The following is a 16,019-nucleotide window of genomic DNA, read 5'->3' as shown; positions in this document are numbered from 1 at the left end:
TTCGAGGAGCAGCGCATGACCGACCGCCTCTACATCGACGTGCACATCCTGCAGACCGTCCCGCCGGCGAACCTCAACCGGGACGACAACGGCAACCCGAAGGAGGCCTACTTCGGCGGCAAGCGCCGCTCCCGCGTCTCCTCCCAGGCCTGGAAGCGCGCGACCCGCATCCACTTCGCCGAGAGCCGCGACCGGCAGGACCTCGCCACCCGCACCAAGCGGATCGCCGCCCAGCTTGCCAAGGCCATCGCCGAGCGCACCGGCCTCGCCGCCGAGGATGCGCAGCGGATCGCCGACGCGCTGATCAAGTCGACCGGGATCTCCGCGGGCAAGAAGGAGGGCGACACCGCCTACCTGCTCTTTTACGGGCGCCGCCAGCTGGACGCCATCGCCGCCCTCGTCGCCGACACGGCCGCCGACCTCGCCGCCCTCGACGCCAAGGCCCTCGACGAGGCGGTCAAGGCCCTGCCGGTCAAGGAGCAGCTGCAGACGGGCCACCCGGCCGACGTCGCGCTCTTCGGCCGCATGGTCGCCGACATCCCGGGGCTGAACGTGGACGCCGCGACGCAGGTCGCGCACGCGATCTCGACCCACGCCGCCGAGCTCGAGTTCGACTACTACACGGCGGTCGACGACGAGAACGCGGCCGACGAGACGGGCGCCGGAATGATCGGCACCATCGGCTTCAACTCGGCCACGCTCTACCGCTACGCGACCGTCGGCCTGCACCAGCTGCGGGAGAACCTCGGCGACGACAAGGCCACCGTCGACGCCGTCGACCTGTTCGTCGACTCCTTCGCCCGTTCCATGCCGACCGGTTACGGCAACTCCTTCGCCCACCGCACCCGCCCGAGCCTGGTCGCCGTCGTCGTGCGCGCCGACCAGCCGGTGAACCTCGTCTCCGCGTACGAGAACCCGGTCCCGGCGAGCCGGGGCATCGTCGCGGAGTCCGCGCGCCGCCTCGCGGGGGAGTTCGCCACCGCCACCGAGCAGTGGGGCGACACCCCGCTGTACGTCGGCATCTGCCACACCCTCGGCACCGCCGACGCCGACGAGACCGGGCAGCAGCTGGCGGAGGCCTTCGGCGCGAACCGCACCTTCCCCGAGCTGCGCGAGGGCCTGCGCACCGCGCTCATCGAGCGGGTGAACGACAACTGATGCCCGCCGACCCCACCCCCACGACGGTCCCGAAGGACGAGGCGCAGGCGGTCCTCGTGCTGCGCCTCGCCGGGCCGCTCCAGTCCTGGGGCGACCGCAGCGCGTTCAACCGCCGCGACAGCCGGCCCCAGCCGACCAAGTCCGGTGTCGTCGGCCTGCTCGCGGCCGCCGCGGGCCGCCCGCGCGAAGCGGACATCACCGACCTGGTCGGCCTGCGCCTGGGCGTGCGCATCGACCAGCCCGGCACCCTGCTGCGCGACTACCACACCGTCAGCGACTACCGGGGCCGGGCGCTGCCGCAGGCCGGGGTGAACGCCAAGGGCGTGCAGAAGCCGACCTCCCCGGCCAAGGACACCCACGTCACCCACCGCTACTACCTCCAGGACGCGGTGTTCGTCGCCGCCGTCCAGGGCCCGGCCGCCCTCGTCGAGACGCTCGCCGAGGCGATCCGCCGCCCCGCCTTCCCACTCGCCCTCGGCCGGCGCTCCTGCGTGCCCACCCAGCCGATCACCCTCGGCGCCGTGCGCGACGGCACCCTGGAGGACGTCCTCGCCGACGAGCCCTGGCAGGCGGGCGACGCGGCCAAGAGCGCCTACCGGCGGCGGGCCGAGCGAGCCGCGGAGCCGTTCTCGCCGCACCGGATCGACCTGGCCGCGACCTTCGACGACCCCTCGGGCGATGACACCCTCCAGGACGTCCCGCGTTCCTTCGACCCCCGCGAACGCGGCTTCTCCACCCGGCGGATCCGCCACGCCTGGCTCACCGTCCCCACCGGCCTCGCCCCGTCCACCACGACCGCGCAACCGTCCGCCGCCGCCTCCGCCGGCCACGACCCGTTCGCCCTGCTGGGCTGGTGACCCGATGACCTACCTCTCCCGCGTCCGCATCAACCCGCTGCGCGCCGCCAGCCGCACCCTGCTCGCCAACCCCCGCGCCCTGCACGGCGCCGTGACGGCCGGCATCCCCGACACCGAACCCGGTGACCGGATCCTGTGGCGCCTGGACGCTGACCACCCGCGCCGCCCGATGCTGCTGGTCCTCACCCCCTCCAAGCCGGACTGGACCCACATCGTCGAACAAGCGGGATGGCCTGACGCCGACGGCGAGCACTACGCGATCCGCGACTACAGCCCGCTGCTCGGCCAGCTCGCCGTCGGCCGCGAGTTCGCCTTCCGCCTCAAGGCCAGCCCCGTCCAGAACACCTCCAAGCCCGAGAAGCCCAGCGCTCACCACACCAAGACCGCCGCCGAACTCCACCACCGCTCCTACCGCTTGGCCCACCGCACCGCCGCCCAGCAGCTCGCCTGGTTCCTGGACCGCACCGAGCGCTGGGGCTTCACCGTCCCCGAGGCCCGCACCGACCACCCGGCACCGGGCCTCGAACCGTCGGACTCCGACGCCCCCGCCCACGCGCGGCCCGCCCGTGAGGTACGGATCACCGACCGCAGCCGCAGCACCTTCACCAAACCCGGTACCCGCACCGCCGTCACGCTCACCACCGCCACCTTCGAAGGCCGCCTGCGCATCAGCGACCCCGCCCTCCTGCAGACGGCGCTCCTCGGCGGCATCGGCCCGTCCAAGGCCTACGGCTGCGGCCTGCTCACCCTCGCGCCGCTGCCCGCCGGAGCCCGCTGACCGATGGCCGACATCTGGTGGAAAGCCCACCCCCACGACCTGCACCGCCTCGCCGACCGGGTCTCCAGCGTCTACGTCGAGCGCAGCCACATCGACCGCGACGAGAACGCCGTCGTCGTCATCAACAAGCGCGAGACCGTCCGCGTCCCGGCGGCGATGGTCGCCGTCATGCTCCTCGGCCCGGGCACCCGCATCACCCACGGCGCCGTCAACCTCCTCGCCGACTCCGGCACCACCGTGTGCTGGGTCGGCGAGCAGGGCGTGCGCATGTACGCCGCCGGCCTCGGCCCCAGCCGCGGCGCGGCCCTCCTCAACCGGCAGGCCTGGCTGGTGAGTCGGACGAAGGAACGCCTGGCCGTCGCACGGACCATGTACCGCATGCGGTTCCCCGGCGAGGACGTCAGCACCGCCACCATGCAGCAACTTCGCGGCCGCGAGGGCGCCCGCATCCGCAAGCTCTACCAGGCCGAAGCCCGCCGAACCGGCGTCCCCTGGAACGGACGGGTCTACAAGGCCGGCGACGCGTACGCCGCGGGCGACGACCTCAACCGCCTCCTGTCGGCGGCCAACGCCGCGCTCTACGGGATCTGCCACGCGGTCATCACCGGCCTGGGCGCCAGCCCCGGACTCGGCTTCGTCCACACCGGCCTGGCCACCTCGTTCGTCCTCGACATCGCCGACCTCTACAAGGCCGAGTACACGATCCCCCTCGCCTTCGACCTCGCCCAGCAGGGCCACACCGAGGAACGCGACGCCCGCCTCGGCCTGCGCGACCGCATCGCCCAGGACAAGCTGCTGGGCCGCATCGTGAACGACGTCAAGACCCTCCTCAGCCCGGAGGGCACCGAGATGCCCGACGTCGAGGTCAACGAACTCTGGGACGAACGCGTCGGCACCGTCCAAGGCGGCGTCAACTGGTCCGGCACCGAAGGCCCGCCGGTCCCCGCCGCCTCCGACCCGGGCATGGGCGACGACCACCTGGCCATCATCGGCCCGGAGTTCACCCAGGACACGAGCAGCCCATGACCGTCATCATCCTCATCGCCGCCCCCGAAGGCCTCCGCGGCCACCTCACCCGCTGGATGGTCGAAGTCAGCGCCGGTGTCTTCGTCGGCACCCCCAGCCGCCGCATCCGCGACCGCCTCTGGGACCTCCTCGCCACCCGCATCGGCGACGGCCAAGCCGTCCTCGTAGAGCCCGCCACCAACGAGCAAGGCTGGACCGTCCGCACGGCGGGCAAGGACCGCTGGAAGCCCGTCGACTTCGACGGACTGATCCTCTCGGCCCGCTCCCGCCGATAGACCCGCAGGTCACGAAGCATCGGCCCCGCACGCGCGGGGATGGCTCTTGTCCGACCTGCCGGAGGATGCCCGGGTGATCATCGGCCCCGCACGCGCGGGGATGGCTCCTCGGTCGCCTGGAGCCGCCTGAAGCCGGAGGTATCGGCCCCGCACGCGCGGGGATGGCTCCGGTCTTCGCCGCCGAGCGGGCCGCCTTCGCGGATCGGCCCCGCACGCGCGGGGATGGCTCCGTCGTCTGCGTGGGGCGGAGCCCCTGCAGGTAATCGGCCCCGCACGCGCGGGGATGGCTCCGTCGAGCACGCCATCGGCATGGGCGTCAACGGATCGGCCCCGCACACGCGGGGATGGCTCCTGGCCGCCGCCACCACCGTTGTTGACCACGAGATCGGCCCCGCACACGCGGGGATGGCTCCGTGATTGGGTGCCCGAACGGGCGGCCTTCGCCGTCGGCCCTGCACGCGCGGGGATGGCTCTCTACGAGACGCCGGTACGCGCGGCCAGTTCCCTCACGCCTGCCACTGTCATGGGTGCGTACAGGAGGTCTGCCGTCAGTGCTCGCAGTGCTGGTCGGCGGACCTCCTCCGGGGCGACCTGCTCGGTGAAAATCAGGGCTGCGACCGTGCGGCGGTGGTCGCCGAGGTGGTGCCACATGCGCGCGCAGTCCGTGCCGTACCGGGCCCGGCGCTCTGCTGTCGGCAGCCGTCCCGGGGTGATCCGTGCCGCGTACGGGACGCCCTCATCCGGGGTGCCCAGCGCTGTGTGCACGCCGATCCAGTACAGGTCGGCCTGCGCGGTGGTGGCGTCGACCGTGAACAGCTGGGATCGCGGCCGAGTGGTGGCGTCCGCCAAGCGGCCGACCGCGTCCTCGGCGCCCGCCATCAGATCGAGGGCGTCCGTGCGGCGGTGCCCGCACGCCGCCGTGTAGGCCGCTGTCATGAGCAGCGTCGCCGCCACCGCCCGGGAGGTGTCGCCCGGGCCCTGGCCAAGCGATCCGGCAGTGCGGCGCAGGAGGTCGACCGCGGCGGCCGGGCGGCCGGCGCGCCGCATCGTGATCGCCAGGACGCGGGCCGCCTCTCCCTGAACCACGGGGTCACCGCTGGCCTGGGCCGCAGCGAGAGCCCGGTCCGCCACTGGCCAGGCGACGTCCGAATGGCCCTTCAACGCGAGTTCCGTCGCCAGCACCCAGGCACGGGCCACGTACGCATGCGCGTCCTCCCGGGCCCGGCCGGCCGACGCGTCCCGGGTCGCCTGGGCCGTGCTCAGCAGGCCAGGCAGAGCGGCACCGAGATCCTCGTACCGGGCCGCGGTGAACTGCGAGCGCGCTGCGGCCAGCGCTCGGCCGAGCTCCTGCAGCGACACAGGCACCGAAGCTGTCGGCTCGTAGAGCGCCCCGACGATCCGGGTCGACGCATCCGGCCGGGCCGCGGCCGTCGCCGTTGCCGGGAGTGCCGAGGCTCCGGCGGCTGCCATGCCGGCCACGAGCAGCTGCCTGCGGAGCATGACATCCTCCTGATCCGGGGTCACATCTCGCGCCAGAGTAGCCGCTCCACCCAGGCCAAGGGCGTCAAGCTGCAGACCCAACACCTGGACGATCACGGCGAGCGAGTGGTCGGCCGGCCGCAGCAGGCCCGCCTCCACCCGGCTGATCGCGGACGCCGAGTAGCCGCAGGCCTGGCCCAGTTGAGCCTGAGTCATCCGCTGTGCGCACCGGGCGGACCTGATGGCCGTCCCGAGCTGACGTTGGCGCTGACGCGACACGACGCCCCCTCCGACTACGCGGGGCCGCCACCGTATCGGCAGGACCGCGCCCACAGGCAGGGCGTGCACAGGGTGTGCGGAGCACGCACACGGCGTGCGGGAGCCGCCTCCATGCCTCCCTGAGCGGCTGACGGACGGGAAGCCTGGTGAGTGCCCCGGCCGGGCGCCTCCCCATCCACCTCTCACCCAGAGGAGAGTGCGTCATGAGTGCAGCCCTGCTCGACCGCCCCGAGGTGCAGAATCCGGCCCACGACACCTCGCAGCCCGGTAGCCTGCCGCACAGCGACCAGCCCGCGGCCGCCATGGCCTGCCCGATGTGCGGGTCGGGCGCCACCTACCAGACCATGGACGGCCGGTGGGGCTGCACCCAGTGCGGCTCGACCTGGGCCTGAGCAAGCAGGAGGACGGCAGCATGCCGATCTGCGCCGAGTGCTGCACGGCGGATGCAGTCATCGAGGACCTGGACGTGGACCCCCCTCGGCCGTGGTGCCTGGGGTGCGCCACCGCCCTGGTCGCCGCAGGTGACCCGGTGATCAACTACCGGGCCCTGACGGCCTCGGCAGCCGACTACTCGCGTACCCTGACGGCCCGCAGCACCGCGACGTTGCCGTTCGGGTAGCTGCCGACCGACCACAAGACGAACGCGCCCCCGCTCGGCCGAAGCCGAGCGGGGGCGCGGTAGTTCAGAGGCGGAGCCCAGCGAGGACAGCCACCAGCGCGGCCAGTAGCCCGAGATGATCCCGACGCCGAGGACACCGGCTGCAGCTGTCGCCGGTCCGCCTACCGCACTTCGTCGGCCGCAGTCCGGGCCCGCTCACCCTCGACCGGGTGCCGCTCGTGGTCGGCGAGCGTGGTGCTGTGGAGCAACCCCCACGAGCGCGGGGCTGACCGGCGGGTTCCTCTCCCAGCTCCGCCAGACCGGGAGCAATCCTCGAGCGCGGGGCCGACAGCCACCGGTCGGCAGCCCGGGACACCTGGAAGGAGCAACCCCCGCGAGCGCGGGGCCGACAGAGCGGTCGGACAGGGAGACACCAACGCCCTGGGGAAACCCCCGCGAGCGCGGGGCCGACTCCCGAATCAGGTTGCCGATGTGCCACCGGACGGAGCAACACCCGCGAGCGCGGGGCCGACTGGAGCTCGGCCGTGCTCATGGTCTCGAGCGACGAGCAACCCCCGCGAGCGCTGGGCCGACCCCTTGGCGGTGCTCGCCTTCCCGGTCTTGATGGAGCAACCCCCGCGAGCGCGGGGCCGACGTGCGGCGGGCTGCGGGCGCGCCCTACCGCTGGGAGCAATCCCCGCGAGCGCGGGGCCGACAACAAGATCAAGATCGATGACGACCAGGTCCCGGAGCAATCCCCGCGAGCGCGGGGCCGACGATGTGTCAATGTGGATCTCTGCCCGCTGCGCGGAGCAATCCCCGCGAGCGCGGGGCCGACCCGGACGTGGCGATCCACAGGAAGTCGCCGCAGGAGCAATCCCCGCGAGCGCGGGGCCGACAGCACGCTCACCGGCTTCCTGGCCTGGGCCTCGGAGCAATCCCCGCGAGCGCGGGGCCGACCCGTGGTCGGCCTGCTCATCCTGTGGCGGGCGCGAGCAATCCCCGCGAGCGCGGGGCCGACTGGCCGCCGTGCACGGTGCCGCCGATGTTGATGGAGCAATCCCCGCGAGCGCGGGGCCGACTACCGGGCCATCACCGCCCACCGCCGACGGCGGGAGCAATCCCCGCGAGCGCGGGGCCGACAGGTTCAAGGCGAACAAGCCGCGCCGGGAGCGGGAGCAATCCCCGCGAGCGCGGGGCCGACACTTGCTGACCTGCGGTGATTCGCTTCAGCGAGCGCTATTTGATTCAGTTCGAACCGGTTGGCTATCCATAGTAGAGCTCATGGGTTGTTGGTGGTGGAGTCGGCTGGCTTTGTGGTGATGGTGGACTGGATAGCAAGTGGCGAGCGGTACTTCGCTGGTGTGCCCCGTGCTGACTAGGGAGCCGGCGGAGGCGCCTCGGGACCGGCGGCCACAGCGGGAACGAGCCTGCGAAGCGCGAGGGACGTGACCCGTCGGATGGGCGGGGCCGGGGGAAGTGGGAGTGGTGCCCCGGTGCGTGGGCGTGCCGTGCGCCGGGGCACTTCTGGGCTATCCAAGTGGTGCGACAGGCCGGTTAGTTGTCCACGTCGTAGGCCACGGTGACCGGGGCGTGGTCGCTCCAGCGTTCGGCGTGGGTGTCGGTGGCCTTGGTAGCGAGGGTGGGGGTGGTGACCTGGAGGTCGATGCGCCAGCCGAACGACACCTTTTCGAAAAAGGTCTACCCGTTCGAGCGGAGCCTGTTCGAGGGTGCTCGCTGGCCTGGACGGTAGGGGACCTCCTGTGATCATCATGACGGCTTCGGTGCCGGTGCGGGCGGTGGTGGGTTCGCGTGTGTCGGACACGCATGGGGATGAGGGCAAGGGTGTCGTACCTGGTGCAGGCGGAGTCGGCGACCCAGCACGCGCTGTCGAAGGAGTGGGAGATTGTCGGGTCGTTCGAGGACCTGGACGTCTCTGCTGAGATCACACCGTGGAAGCGTCCGGACCAGGGGCCGTGGCTGACCGAGCGGCAGGGCGAGTGGGGCGCGTTGGAGTGGGCGAAGGTCGACCGGGCGTTCCGGTCGGCGAAGAACTGTGCAGACATGGCGCATTGGGCGGAGGAGAATCACAAGGTCCTGGTCTTCACCGACGGCGGCATCACGCTGGACTACCGGGAGGGCCGCGAGTCGTCGTTCGGGAACGAGCTGGCGAAGGTGTTCCTGATGCCGGCGTCGATCTTCGCGGGAGATGGAGCTCAGGCGGATCAAGGCCCGGGTCACGTCGGCGCACAAGCATCTGCGGAAGACGGACCGCTGGGCTGGCGGTCAGCCGCTGTACGGGTAGCGGATTGTCGACCGTGCCGGCGGCGGCCGATCGGTGGAGCCGGACCCGGTCACTTCCGAGACTGTCCGGTTGCATGGGCAGGCTTCTACTGGAGGGGCGGAGTCAGTGGATGATCGCCATGGTCCTGGAGGTCGCCGGCTTCGACACCCCCGCCGCCCACGCGTTCATGAATCAGGGCGAGTCGCACTCGAGCAAGCGCAAGGAGCTGCCGTCGAACCACTGGAACCCGACGAGTGTGGGGAAGATCCTGCGATCGCTGGCGATGATGGGCTTGAAGCTGACCGGCCGCTCCGTCAAGGCGCGCAAGATCGCCCGGGACGGAAGGGCCTGCCGATCCGGGCGGCGATGGACGAGCGGTCGGTCACGAAGGAGCGCTCGAACGGCGCCTCGCCCTGGCCGGGGTGCCGCACTGCGACCGCGTTGGTGACCGGTTGTACCGGCAGGTGAACCTCGCGAAGAACGGCAAGGTGTACGAGTACTACCGCTGCGCGAAGACCGCAGGGAAGCCGTCCTGCAAGGGCCAGTCCGTCGAAGGTGAGCGCGTCACGGCCGCGATCAGTGCTCTGGTGGAGCGGTTGGCCGGGCTGGCGATGACGGTGCGCAGGTTCATCCCCGGCGAGGACCACGCTGAGCAGCTCAACCATGTCACCGTGGCCATGCGCGACCTGTGCGAGGAGAAGCGCCGCAACCTGTTCGACTACCCGGGCGGCGACGACGAGTACTCCGAGGCCCTCGAAGTCCTGGTCGACGAACGCCGACGCCTTGCAGCCCTCCCACAGCGCCCTTCGGCCTGGGCCGAGGCGGAGACCGGCCAGACCTTCGCGGGCCTCGGACCCGCGCCGACCAGGAACACCGCCGCCGGTCCTCCTCGGCCTCAAAGCCCGCCTCTACATGCAACCCACCACCTAAGGCTGGTACCCACCCGCCGAACTCCAAGCACGCGTACGGCAGCTGGAGCGCTCTGGAAGTTCGACGTAGGCCGGTGATCCGAAGTCCGCGTGGACCTGAGGTCGGCTGACCAGCGCAGGATGATGACGATCAGGCCTGGAGTCGGCGCCCGTCGACCGGCCGTTGGCGGTGCTGCAGCGCTGGGTGCGCTCCGACCGGGACGAAGCTGAGCTTCTGTACGCCACGGCGACCGGTCTGCCGGTCGATCGGACCGAAAGCTCCCACGGCCGGCGCACGCTCTTCGCCCCTGCCTCCCGGCGGCCGCGCACCACGTCGCGCCTCAGCGAAGTGGTCCTCTCCTACGGTGCGGTGTGGGTGCGCACCGACGACGGCGACCTGTGGCTGGCGCCGCAGGTCCCCGGTGAAGGCCCGGGCTACAGCCAGGGCGGCGACACCGGCGGTAAATCGACGCCGGCCCAGCTGCTCAATCGTCCACTGGACCACATCACCTCCCCTGCCGTCCGGTACGACCGAGGCGCTCCTCTCGAAGGGCTGTTCAAGCTCGTCCGCAACGCGCCGGAGAACACAATGAGCACCATCTCGCGGGTCGACCTCGAGATGGCCCGCACCGCAGGCTGACCTCTCACGGCCCCACAACCGAGACCATGCAACTGCACCGTGATCTGTTGCTGTCGGTCGCGGCTCAGAAGCCTGGCAAGTCGTCGTGAACGACGAGATTCGTGCATGTCGGCTACGGCTACGACCCGCAGACCGACGAGGTCGACCAGCGCACCTTGCGTGAGGATGAGCACCAGGACGAACGGGTGCGCAGCCTCGGAGATCTCTTCGAGGGGTGGCGCAGACTCCCTGATGCGCGCGAGGAGGTCGCCGCCGGCGGACCTCGACCCCTCCTCGACGCGTTCTCGACCTCCGTTCCCGGCCCCCGTCCGTCGGGTGACGTCACTGGGCGGGCAGCCACGCCTCGTCGTCGGTGGCGTGCGCCAGCACCCGCTGGAGGAGCTCGCGCAGGGTCTCGACCTCGTCCGGGTCGAGGTCACCGAGCAGGTCCGCCTCCACCCGTGTGAGCGGACCGTCGATCCGGGTCAGCATGTAGCGGGCTGTGTCGGTGAGTTCAAGTCGGCGCGAGCGGTCGTCGGCTCCGGGCCGACGGCGCACGTGGTCGGCCTCGACCAGTTCGTCGACGAGCCGGTGCACCGACTGCCGGGCGATGCCGAGCTGACGGGCCAGGTCCGCCATGGTCAGCCCGGGTTCGTGGGACAGCTGGGTGAGCAGCCCGTGCTGACGGATTGTCAGGTCATAGTGGTGCAGGTGTTCGTCCACCCGTCGCGTCGCCACCGTGCTGGCCACGGCCAGGAGATAGGGGATGTGGGCCCTCAAGGGCGGTTCACCTCAACCGGGGGAGCCGTGATCGTTTCTCCGCCGACGGTACGTCATGTCCGGCTGTGACGCCGACCGGAGCGGTGCTCGGTGACCGGGCGTTCCGGGACCGGCACCAGCTCCCGGGATTCGGTGTGCCGAGCAGCCCGTCCCCCGCCCCGTCCCCGGTGCCGACGTCCGGGTCCGGGGACGCGGGCGTTCCCTTGAGTTCGTGGAAGCCGGGGGTGCCGGCCAGCAGCAGGGTGGCGTCCCACAGTCGGCCCGCCTCCTCTCCGCGGGGCACGCGGGAGAGGACCGGCCCGGAGAAGGCCACCGGAGGACGGCCGGGTCGTGCCGGGTCGGTGACGGCCACCACCGGGGTGCCGGTGCGCGGGCCCAAAAGGCCGAGGGCTTCGGCGTGTGAGGCGCGCAGCGCCGCGTCGTGCGCGGTGGAGGTGCCGGCCGCCGCCAGGGCGGCCGGCAGGCCGGCGGCGGCCAGCGCCGTGGCCGGGTCGGTGATCCAGCGCCGGCCGCTGCCGGCCCACAGGGCGCGGTGGAAGCGGACCAGGGCGTCCTGGCCGTGGGCCTGCCGGACGGCGGTGGCGATCCGCACCGGCACCAGGAGGTAGCCGTCGGGATCCCCTTCCGGGTCGTCGTCGCGGCCCTCGTTGAGGAGCGCCAGGCTCATCAGGTGCCAGCGCGGTGCCAGCGGGCGGACCCGGGTCACCTCCCGCAGCCAGCGGGAGGTCAGCCAGGTGTAGGGGCAGGCGGGGTCGAACCAGACGTCCACGGTGCGGGCACCGGGGCCCGGCGTGCTGCGGTCGGTCACGGTGACTCCTTTGGTAGACGCGATGCTTCGTCAGAACTGGCACTACGATGATGCGTTGCGCATGCCGCGGATCCCGGCGACGACGCCCAGCATCGCGATGGCGCCGGCTGCGAGGAATCCGTACAGCACTACTGATTCGGTCAACTGCCCGTCGAACAGGGCGCGTTCGGCCTCGACCACGTGGGTCACCGGGTTGATCCGGCTCAGCACGTAGAGCCAGGTCGGCGCGGCCGCCTCGGTGATCGGCAGCAGCACCCCGGAGAGCAGCAGCAGCGGAAAGAAGACCACCTGCTGTACCCCGTAGAACAGGGTCTGCTGGCGCCGGGAGTGGAGCGCCAGCGTGAAGGACAGCGCGCCGATGCCTACGCCGAAGACGCTCAGCAGCACGAGCCCGGCCAGGGCGCCCGGCAGGTGCAGCCGGAAGTCGGTCGGCAGCAGCAGGAGGAGGATCAGCAGGGCCTGGGCGAGCAGGACCACGACCTCCTTCAGTGTCCGGCCGACCAGCATGGCGGCCCGGTTGAGCGGGGTGACGAGCAGCCGCTCGAAAGCGCCCGAGGAGATCTCGTTGAGCAGTGAGGCGCCCGCCCCCGCGGTGGCGGACAGGCCGAGCAGGACGAGCATGCCGGGGACGAACCACTGCCAGGGCGAGCCCGCACCGGCCGGACCGCCGCCCGCGCCCGGGACCGAGCTGGAGAGCAGCGGCGCGAAGAGACCGAGCAGCAGGAACGGCAGCATCATCGTGAAGAGCAGGCCGACGGGCTGGCGCAGTTCGGGCTTGAGCTCGCGGGCGAACGCGGTGCGGGTGTCGGTGAGCATCTTCATGGTCAGGCTCCCTGGTGAGGGGTGGCCGGGATGCCGGCGTCGGCGCTCTCCCGGAGGGTGCGGCCGGTCAGGGTGAGGAAGACGTCGTCGAGGGTGGGGCGGGCCAGCCGGGTGCTGTGCACCCGGATCCCGGCCGCGTCGAGGTCGCGAAGCAGCTCCGGCAGTCGGACGTCGCCCTCGGAGGTCCGGACCCGCACCTCCCGGTCCTCGACAGTCACTTCCCGAACGGCCCGCAGGGTACGGGCCCGCGTGGCGGCCGGGCCGGTGTCGGCGGGGTCGGCGGTCGTGAAAGTGATGAGGTCACCGGCGAGTTCGGCCTTGAGGCGCTCCGGGGAGTCGTCGGCGATCACTCGGCCGTGGTCGACGACCAGCACCCGCCCGGCCCACAGGTCGGCCTCCTCCAGGTAATGGGTGGTGAAGACGATGGTGGTGCCGAGGTCCTTGTGCAGGCGCAGCACGTGCTCCCAGATGTTGGCGCGGCTGTGTGGGTCCAGCCCGGTGGAGGGCTCGTCGAGGAAGAGCAGGTCCGGTTCGTGGACCAGGGCCATGGCGATGTCGAGCCGGCGGCGCTGACCCCCGGAGAGGGTGCCGACCGTCCGCCGGGCCAGCCCTTCCAGTTCGAGGGCGTCCAGCAGGCGTCCGGCCCGGGCGTGCGACTCGGCGCGGCTCAGGCCGTAGGCGCGACCCTGGGTGACGAGTTCGTCCATGACCCGGAAACCGGTGCCGGCGCTGTTGCCCTGGCCGAGGTAGCCGATCCGGCGTCGCACCCCGGCCGGGTCGGCCACCACGTCGTGCCCGGCGACGGTGGCGGTGCCCGCGGTCGGCGGGAGCAGGGTGGTCAGCATCCGCAGACTGGTGGTCTTCCCGGCGCCGTTCGGGCCGAGGAAGGCCACCACGGAGCCGGCCTCGATGTCGAGGTCGAGACCGCGGACGGCTTCGACGGTCTCTCCCTTGGCGCGGAAACTTCGGGTGAGTCCGCGGGTGTGGATCATGAGGTCTCCCGTACGGGGGGCGTGGAGGGCGGAGCGGAGGTCACGGCTGCCGGGGGCCGATCAGAGCGGCCCCGGCCGGGCGGAGGAGAAGCCAGCTGCTCCGGGCTCTTGACTTCTGAGAGCTTAGAAGCGTCAATAACGTCACTGTCAGGGCTGCTGACAGTCTTCTTCCCGTCCTCGGAACCCCGTTCGAGCACGCCGAGCACCAGTGACCCTCCACCGGCCCGCCAGCGACGGACCCCAGGCTGATCGCCGACGGACGATCGGCCGCAGGCCGCACGGGAAGGTCGGTGAACCCCATGGCAGGTCTCACACGCAGACGGTTGATGGAGCTCTCGACGGTGGCCGGGGGAGTCGCGCTGCTCGGTGCCCCGGCCGCCGCCACTCCGGCGGCCGGAGCGCCTGCCCCCCTGGGGCCGGTGGTCCTCGGCCCGGACGACCCCCGCTACGCCGAACTCACCACCCGCGGACACAACGGCCGCTTCACCGGCTACCCGGACGTGGTGCACCTGGTCGGCTCGCCCGGCCAGGTGGTCGCCGCGGTCGAGCAGGCCGCCCGGGACCGCAAGCGGATCGCGGTCCGCAGCGGCGGCCATTGCTTCGAGGGCTTCGTCGACGACCCCGCCGTCCGGGTCCTGATCGACGTCTCCGAGATGACGGACGTCTTCCACGACCCGGAGCGGCAGCTCTTCGCCGTTGCGGCCGGCGCCACCCTCGGGCGGGTCTACCGCACGCTTTTCCTGGGCTGGGGCGTGACCCTGCCGGGTGGCAGCTGCCCCGGGGTCGGGGTGGGTGGCCACGTCGCGGGCGGCGGCTACGGGGCACTGTCCCGCCGGTACGGGCTGGTCGTCGACCACCTGTACGGTGTCGAGGTCGTCGTCGTGGACCGGTCCGGCCGAGCCCGCCTGGTCACTGCCACCCGGGACTCCACCGGGCCCGAGCGCGAGCTGTGGTGGGCCCACACCGGCGGCGGAGGAGGTAACTTCGGGGCCGTCACCCGCTACCTGTTCCGGTCGCCGGGCGCCGGCGGCGCGCCGGGCGACCTGCTGCCGAAGCCGCCGACCGCCGTACGCTCGGTGTCCCTCGGCTGGCAGTGGCAGGACCTGAGCCAGGAGGCGTTCGCCCGGCTGCTGCGCGCCCACGGGGACTGGCACCAACAGCACGCCGGTACGGACACGCCCTACGCCGACCTGTCGAGCGGCCTCACCCTCGGCCACCGCGCCGCCGGGCGGGTCTCGGTGGACGCCGCCCTCGACGCCTCCCGCCCCCGCGCCCGGGAACTCCTGGACGCCTTCGCCGCCGAACTGACCGCCGCGGCCGGCGTCCCGCACACGGCGAACACCGCCGAGACGCCGTGGCTGAAGTCGGTATTGGGCGTGGTGCAGTGGCCGGGCGGCGCCCGGTTCAAGTCCAAGTCCACCCTGCTGCGCAAACCCTGGTCCGATCGGCAGATCGCGGTCCTGCACGACCACCTGAACCGTGGCGGCGAGGAGTTCGCCACCGCCGGCGTCTACCTCACCTTCCTCGGCGGACGGATCAACACCGTGCCCCAGGACGCCACCGCCCTGCCCCACCGGGACAGCCTGTTCAGCGTCGTCCACGAGACCCTGTGGGGCGAGCCGGAGCAGACCGAACGCCACCTGGCCTGGGTGCGCGGCCTCTACCAGGAGCTGCACGCCGACACCGGCGGCGTGCCGGTGCCGAACGAGGCCAACGGCGGCGCCTACGTCAACTACCCGGACACGGACCTCGCCGACCCCGGCTGGAACACCTCGGGCGTGCCGTGGAGCGCCCCTCTACTACCGGGACAACCACCGGCGGCTGCAACGGGTCAAGGAACGCTGGGACCCACTGGACCTGTTCGCCGCCATTTCTTCGTCACCCGAACCATGCGGGAACGTGGTTTTCCGTACCCGGCGAAAGGACTCCTGTGCACGTCGCCCACCGCGGGGCCGCCTGTCCGCCATGACGGCAGCGGCCGTCGTCCTCGGCGCGTTCGCCGCCCTGCCGCCCGCGGCCCCGGCGAACGCGGCCGCCGGCTGCGGGCCGGTCCCCGCCGCGCTCCCGCCAGGCCCGGGCGCGCCGCGCCCCGAGTCCTCGGCCTGGACGGGGAGTTGGGGCACCGCCATGAGCCTGGCCGGACCGCCGGCAGCCTCGGGCGTGACGGGGCGGCAGACCCTGCGCATGGTCGTCCACACCAGCATCGGCGGCAGCTCCGCCCGGATCCACCTGGTGAACACCTTCAGCCCGGACCCGGTGACCATCGGGCACGTCACCGTCGCGGCCCAGGACCGGACTTCGGCCCGGAACGGGAACCCGGCCACGGCGGCGGCCACGCCGGTCACCCTGACCTTCG

General features: G+C 72.1%; 17 protein-coding genes, 2 pseudogenes and 2 CRISPR repeat arrays. Of the genes and pseudogenes, 13 read left to right on the top strand and 6 right to left on the bottom strand.

Annotated elements, in window-relative coordinates; genetic code table 11:
* Positions 1-15 precede the first annotated feature (15 nt).
* Genes cas7e through cas2e form a run of 5 tightly spaced genes read left to right on the top strand, consistent with a single transcriptional unit; the run spans position 16 to position 4,094 of the window.
* The gene (gene cas7e / locus AMK13_RS37320) at positions 16-1,158 is read left to right on the top strand and encodes a type I-E CRISPR-associated protein Cas7/Cse4/CasC (RefSeq protein ID WP_074006009.1); all 1,143 of its coding nucleotides are present in this window, start codon (positions 16-18) and stop codon (positions 1,156-1,158) included.
* Positions 1,158-2,015: a type I-E CRISPR-associated protein Cas5/CasD gene (gene cas5e, locus AMK13_RS37315; RefSeq protein WP_074006008.1), complete on the top strand. Its 858-nt coding sequence runs from the start codon at positions 1,158-1,160 to the stop codon at positions 2,013-2,015. The genes cas7e and cas5e overlap by 1 nt, the downstream gene beginning before the upstream one ends.
* Positions 2,016-2,019: 4 nt before the next feature.
* Entirely contained in the window at positions 2,020-2,793 is a 774-nt protein-coding gene (gene cas6e, locus AMK13_RS37310; RefSeq protein WP_074006007.1) for a type I-E CRISPR-associated protein Cas6/Cse3/CasE, read from the top strand.
* Between the two features lie 3 nt (positions 2,794-2,796).
* Positions 2,797-3,819 carry a type I-E CRISPR-associated endonuclease Cas1e gene (gene cas1e / locus AMK13_RS37305; RefSeq protein WP_074006006.1) on the top strand — a complete coding sequence of 341 codons (1,023 nt, stop codon included), beginning with the start codon at positions 2,797-2,799 and terminating at the stop codon, positions 3,817-3,819.
* Positions 3,816-4,094 (top strand): type I-E CRISPR-associated endoribonuclease Cas2e, encoded by a 279-nt coding sequence (cas2e, locus tag AMK13_RS37300; protein WP_074006005.1) that lies wholly within the window; start codon positions 3,816-3,818, stop codon positions 4,092-4,094. The genes cas1e and cas2e overlap by 4 nt, the downstream gene beginning before the upstream one ends.
* Before the next feature lie 18 nt (positions 4,095-4,112).
* A CRISPR array of direct repeats spans positions 4,113-4,568; the repeat unit is 29 nt; unit sequence ATCGGCCCCGCACGCGCGGGGATGGCTCC.
* Here cas2e and AMK13_RS37295 read toward each other — a convergent pair.
* Positions 4,569-5,852, bottom strand: coding sequence for a helix-turn-helix domain-containing protein (locus tag AMK13_RS37295; RefSeq protein WP_074006004.1), 1,284 nt, complete (start codon positions 5,850-5,852; stop codon positions 4,569-4,571).
* 203 nt (positions 5,853-6,055) lie between these two features.
* Here AMK13_RS37295 and AMK13_RS37290 point away from each other — a divergent pair, with 203 nt between their 5' ends.
* Together AMK13_RS37290 and AMK13_RS37285 are read left to right on the top strand one after the other, a co-directional pair.
* The gene (locus tag AMK13_RS37290) at positions 6,056-6,244 is read left to right on the top strand and encodes a hypothetical protein (RefSeq protein WP_074006003.1); all 189 of its coding nucleotides are present in this window, start codon (positions 6,056-6,058) and stop codon (positions 6,242-6,244) included.
* Complete coding sequence (locus AMK13_RS37285; RefSeq protein WP_143204726.1) at positions 6,208-6,471, top strand: hypothetical protein; 264 nt, start codon at positions 6,208-6,210, stop codon at positions 6,469-6,471. The genes AMK13_RS37290 and AMK13_RS37285 overlap by 37 nt, the downstream gene beginning before the upstream one ends.
* Before the next feature lie 361 nt (positions 6,472-6,832).
* A CRISPR array of direct repeats spans positions 6,833-7,654; the repeat unit is 29 nt; unit sequence GGAGCAATCCCCGCGAGCGCGGGGCCGAC.
* A 353-nt stretch (positions 7,655-8,007) separates the two neighbouring features.
* Here AMK13_RS37285 and AMK13_RS42580 read toward each other — a convergent pair.
* Positions 8,008-8,127: pseudogene (locus tag AMK13_RS42580) on the bottom strand (exodeoxyribonuclease III); the annotation flags it as partial.
* Between the two features lie 168 nt (positions 8,128-8,295).
* Here AMK13_RS42580 and AMK13_RS37275 point away from each other — a divergent pair.
* From AMK13_RS37275 to AMK13_RS37265, 4 genes are all read left to right on the top strand, one after another.
* Positions 8,296-8,868 (top strand): recombinase family protein, encoded by a 573-nt coding sequence (locus tag AMK13_RS37275; RefSeq protein WP_158077792.1) that lies wholly within the window; start codon positions 8,296-8,298, stop codon positions 8,866-8,868.
* The gene (locus AMK13_RS43175; protein WP_143204725.1) at positions 8,865-9,182 is read left to right on the top strand and encodes a hypothetical protein; all 318 of its coding nucleotides are present in this window, start codon (positions 8,865-8,867) and stop codon (positions 9,180-9,182) included. The genes AMK13_RS37275 and AMK13_RS43175 overlap by 4 nt, the downstream gene beginning before the upstream one ends.
* Before the next feature lie 16 nt (positions 9,183-9,198).
* The gene (locus AMK13_RS37270) at positions 9,199-9,741 is read left to right on the top strand and encodes a zinc ribbon domain-containing protein (RefSeq protein WP_143204724.1); all 543 of its coding nucleotides are present in this window, start codon (positions 9,199-9,201) and stop codon (positions 9,739-9,741) included.
* Between the two features lie 85 nt (positions 9,742-9,826).
* On the top strand, positions 9,827-10,282 hold the full coding sequence (locus AMK13_RS37265) for a hypothetical protein (RefSeq protein ID WP_074005998.1): 456 nt from the start codon (positions 9,827-9,829) through the stop codon (positions 10,280-10,282).
* A gap of 321 nt (positions 10,283-10,603) precedes the next feature.
* Here the strand turns inward: AMK13_RS37265 and AMK13_RS37260 are convergent, their stop codons facing one another.
* The 4 genes from AMK13_RS37260 to AMK13_RS37245 are packed head-to-tail and all read right to left on the bottom strand — an operon-like array spanning position 10,604 to position 13,663.
* Positions 10,604-11,041: a MarR family winged helix-turn-helix transcriptional regulator gene (locus tag AMK13_RS37260; RefSeq protein ID WP_074005997.1), complete on the bottom strand. Its 438-nt coding sequence runs from the start codon at positions 11,039-11,041 to the stop codon at positions 10,604-10,606.
* A gap of 7 nt (positions 11,042-11,048) precedes the next feature.
* Positions 11,049-11,849 (bottom strand): mycothiol-dependent nitroreductase Rv2466c family protein, encoded by an 801-nt coding sequence (locus tag AMK13_RS37255; protein ID WP_074005996.1) that lies wholly within the window; start codon positions 11,847-11,849, stop codon positions 11,049-11,051.
* A gap of 42 nt (positions 11,850-11,891) precedes the next feature.
* The gene (locus AMK13_RS37250; protein WP_074005995.1) at positions 11,892-12,671 is read right to left on the bottom strand and encodes an ABC transporter permease; all 780 of its coding nucleotides are present in this window, start codon (positions 12,669-12,671) and stop codon (positions 11,892-11,894) included.
* Positions 12,672-12,673: 2 nt separating this feature from the next.
* Positions 12,674-13,663, bottom strand: coding sequence for an ATP-binding cassette domain-containing protein (locus AMK13_RS37245; RefSeq protein ID WP_074005994.1), 990 nt, complete (start codon positions 13,661-13,663; stop codon positions 12,674-12,676).
* Positions 13,664-13,962: 299 nt separating this feature from the next.
* On the opposite strand from AMK13_RS37245, the pseudogene AMK13_RS45555 reads away from it, so the two are divergent.
* Together AMK13_RS45555 and AMK13_RS45550 are read left to right on the top strand one after the other, a co-directional pair.
* Positions 13,963-14,484 (top strand): annotated as a pseudogene (locus AMK13_RS45555) (FAD-binding oxidoreductase); the annotation flags it as partial.
* A 658-nt stretch (positions 14,485-15,142) separates the two neighbouring features.
* Positions 15,143-16,019 (top strand): BBE domain-containing protein (locus tag AMK13_RS45550; protein WP_241853203.1); only part of this gene is annotated, 877 nt, incomplete at its 3' end.

The organism is Streptomyces sp. CB02056, from assembly GCF_001905545.1.
Classification (GTDB): domain Bacteria; phylum Actinomycetota; class Actinomycetes; order Streptomycetales; family Streptomycetaceae; genus Kitasatospora.
Note: the sequence above shows the minus strand (reverse complement) of the source record. Positions and strands in the feature narration are given on the sequence as shown.

What these genes read in the sequence shown, in the direction of transcription:
- cas1e (WP_074006006.1), top strand. Translation starts at nt 2,797, where the DNA reads ATGGCCGACATCTGGTGGAAAGCCCACCCCCACGACCTGCACCGCCTC.
- cas7e (WP_074006009.1), top strand. Translation starts at nt 16, where the DNA reads ATGACCGACCGCCTCTACATCGACGTGCACATCCTGCAGACCGTCCCG.
- cas2e (WP_074006005.1), top strand. Translation starts at nt 3,816, where the DNA reads ATGACCGTCATCATCCTCATCGCCGCCCCCGAAGGCCTCCGCGGCCAC.
- AMK13_RS37245 (WP_074005994.1), bottom strand. Translation starts at nt 13,663, where the DNA reads ATGATCCACACCCGCGGACTCACCCGAAGTTTCCGCGCCAAGGGAGAG.
- AMK13_RS37250 (WP_074005995.1), bottom strand. Translation starts at nt 12,671, where the DNA reads ATGAAGATGCTCACCGACACCCGCACCGCGTTCGCCCGCGAGCTCAAG.
- AMK13_RS43175 (WP_143204725.1), top strand. Translation starts at nt 8,865, where the DNA reads ATGATCGCCATGGTCCTGGAGGTCGCCGGCTTCGACACCCCCGCCGCC.
- cas6e (WP_074006007.1), top strand. Translation starts at nt 2,020, where the DNA reads ATGACCTACCTCTCCCGCGTCCGCATCAACCCGCTGCGCGCCGCCAGC.
- AMK13_RS37290 (WP_074006003.1), top strand. Translation starts at nt 6,056, where the DNA reads ATGAGTGCAGCCCTGCTCGACCGCCCCGAGGTGCAGAATCCGGCCCAC.
- cas5e (WP_074006008.1), top strand. Translation starts at nt 1,158, where the DNA reads ATGCCCGCCGACCCCACCCCCACGACGGTCCCGAAGGACGAGGCGCAG.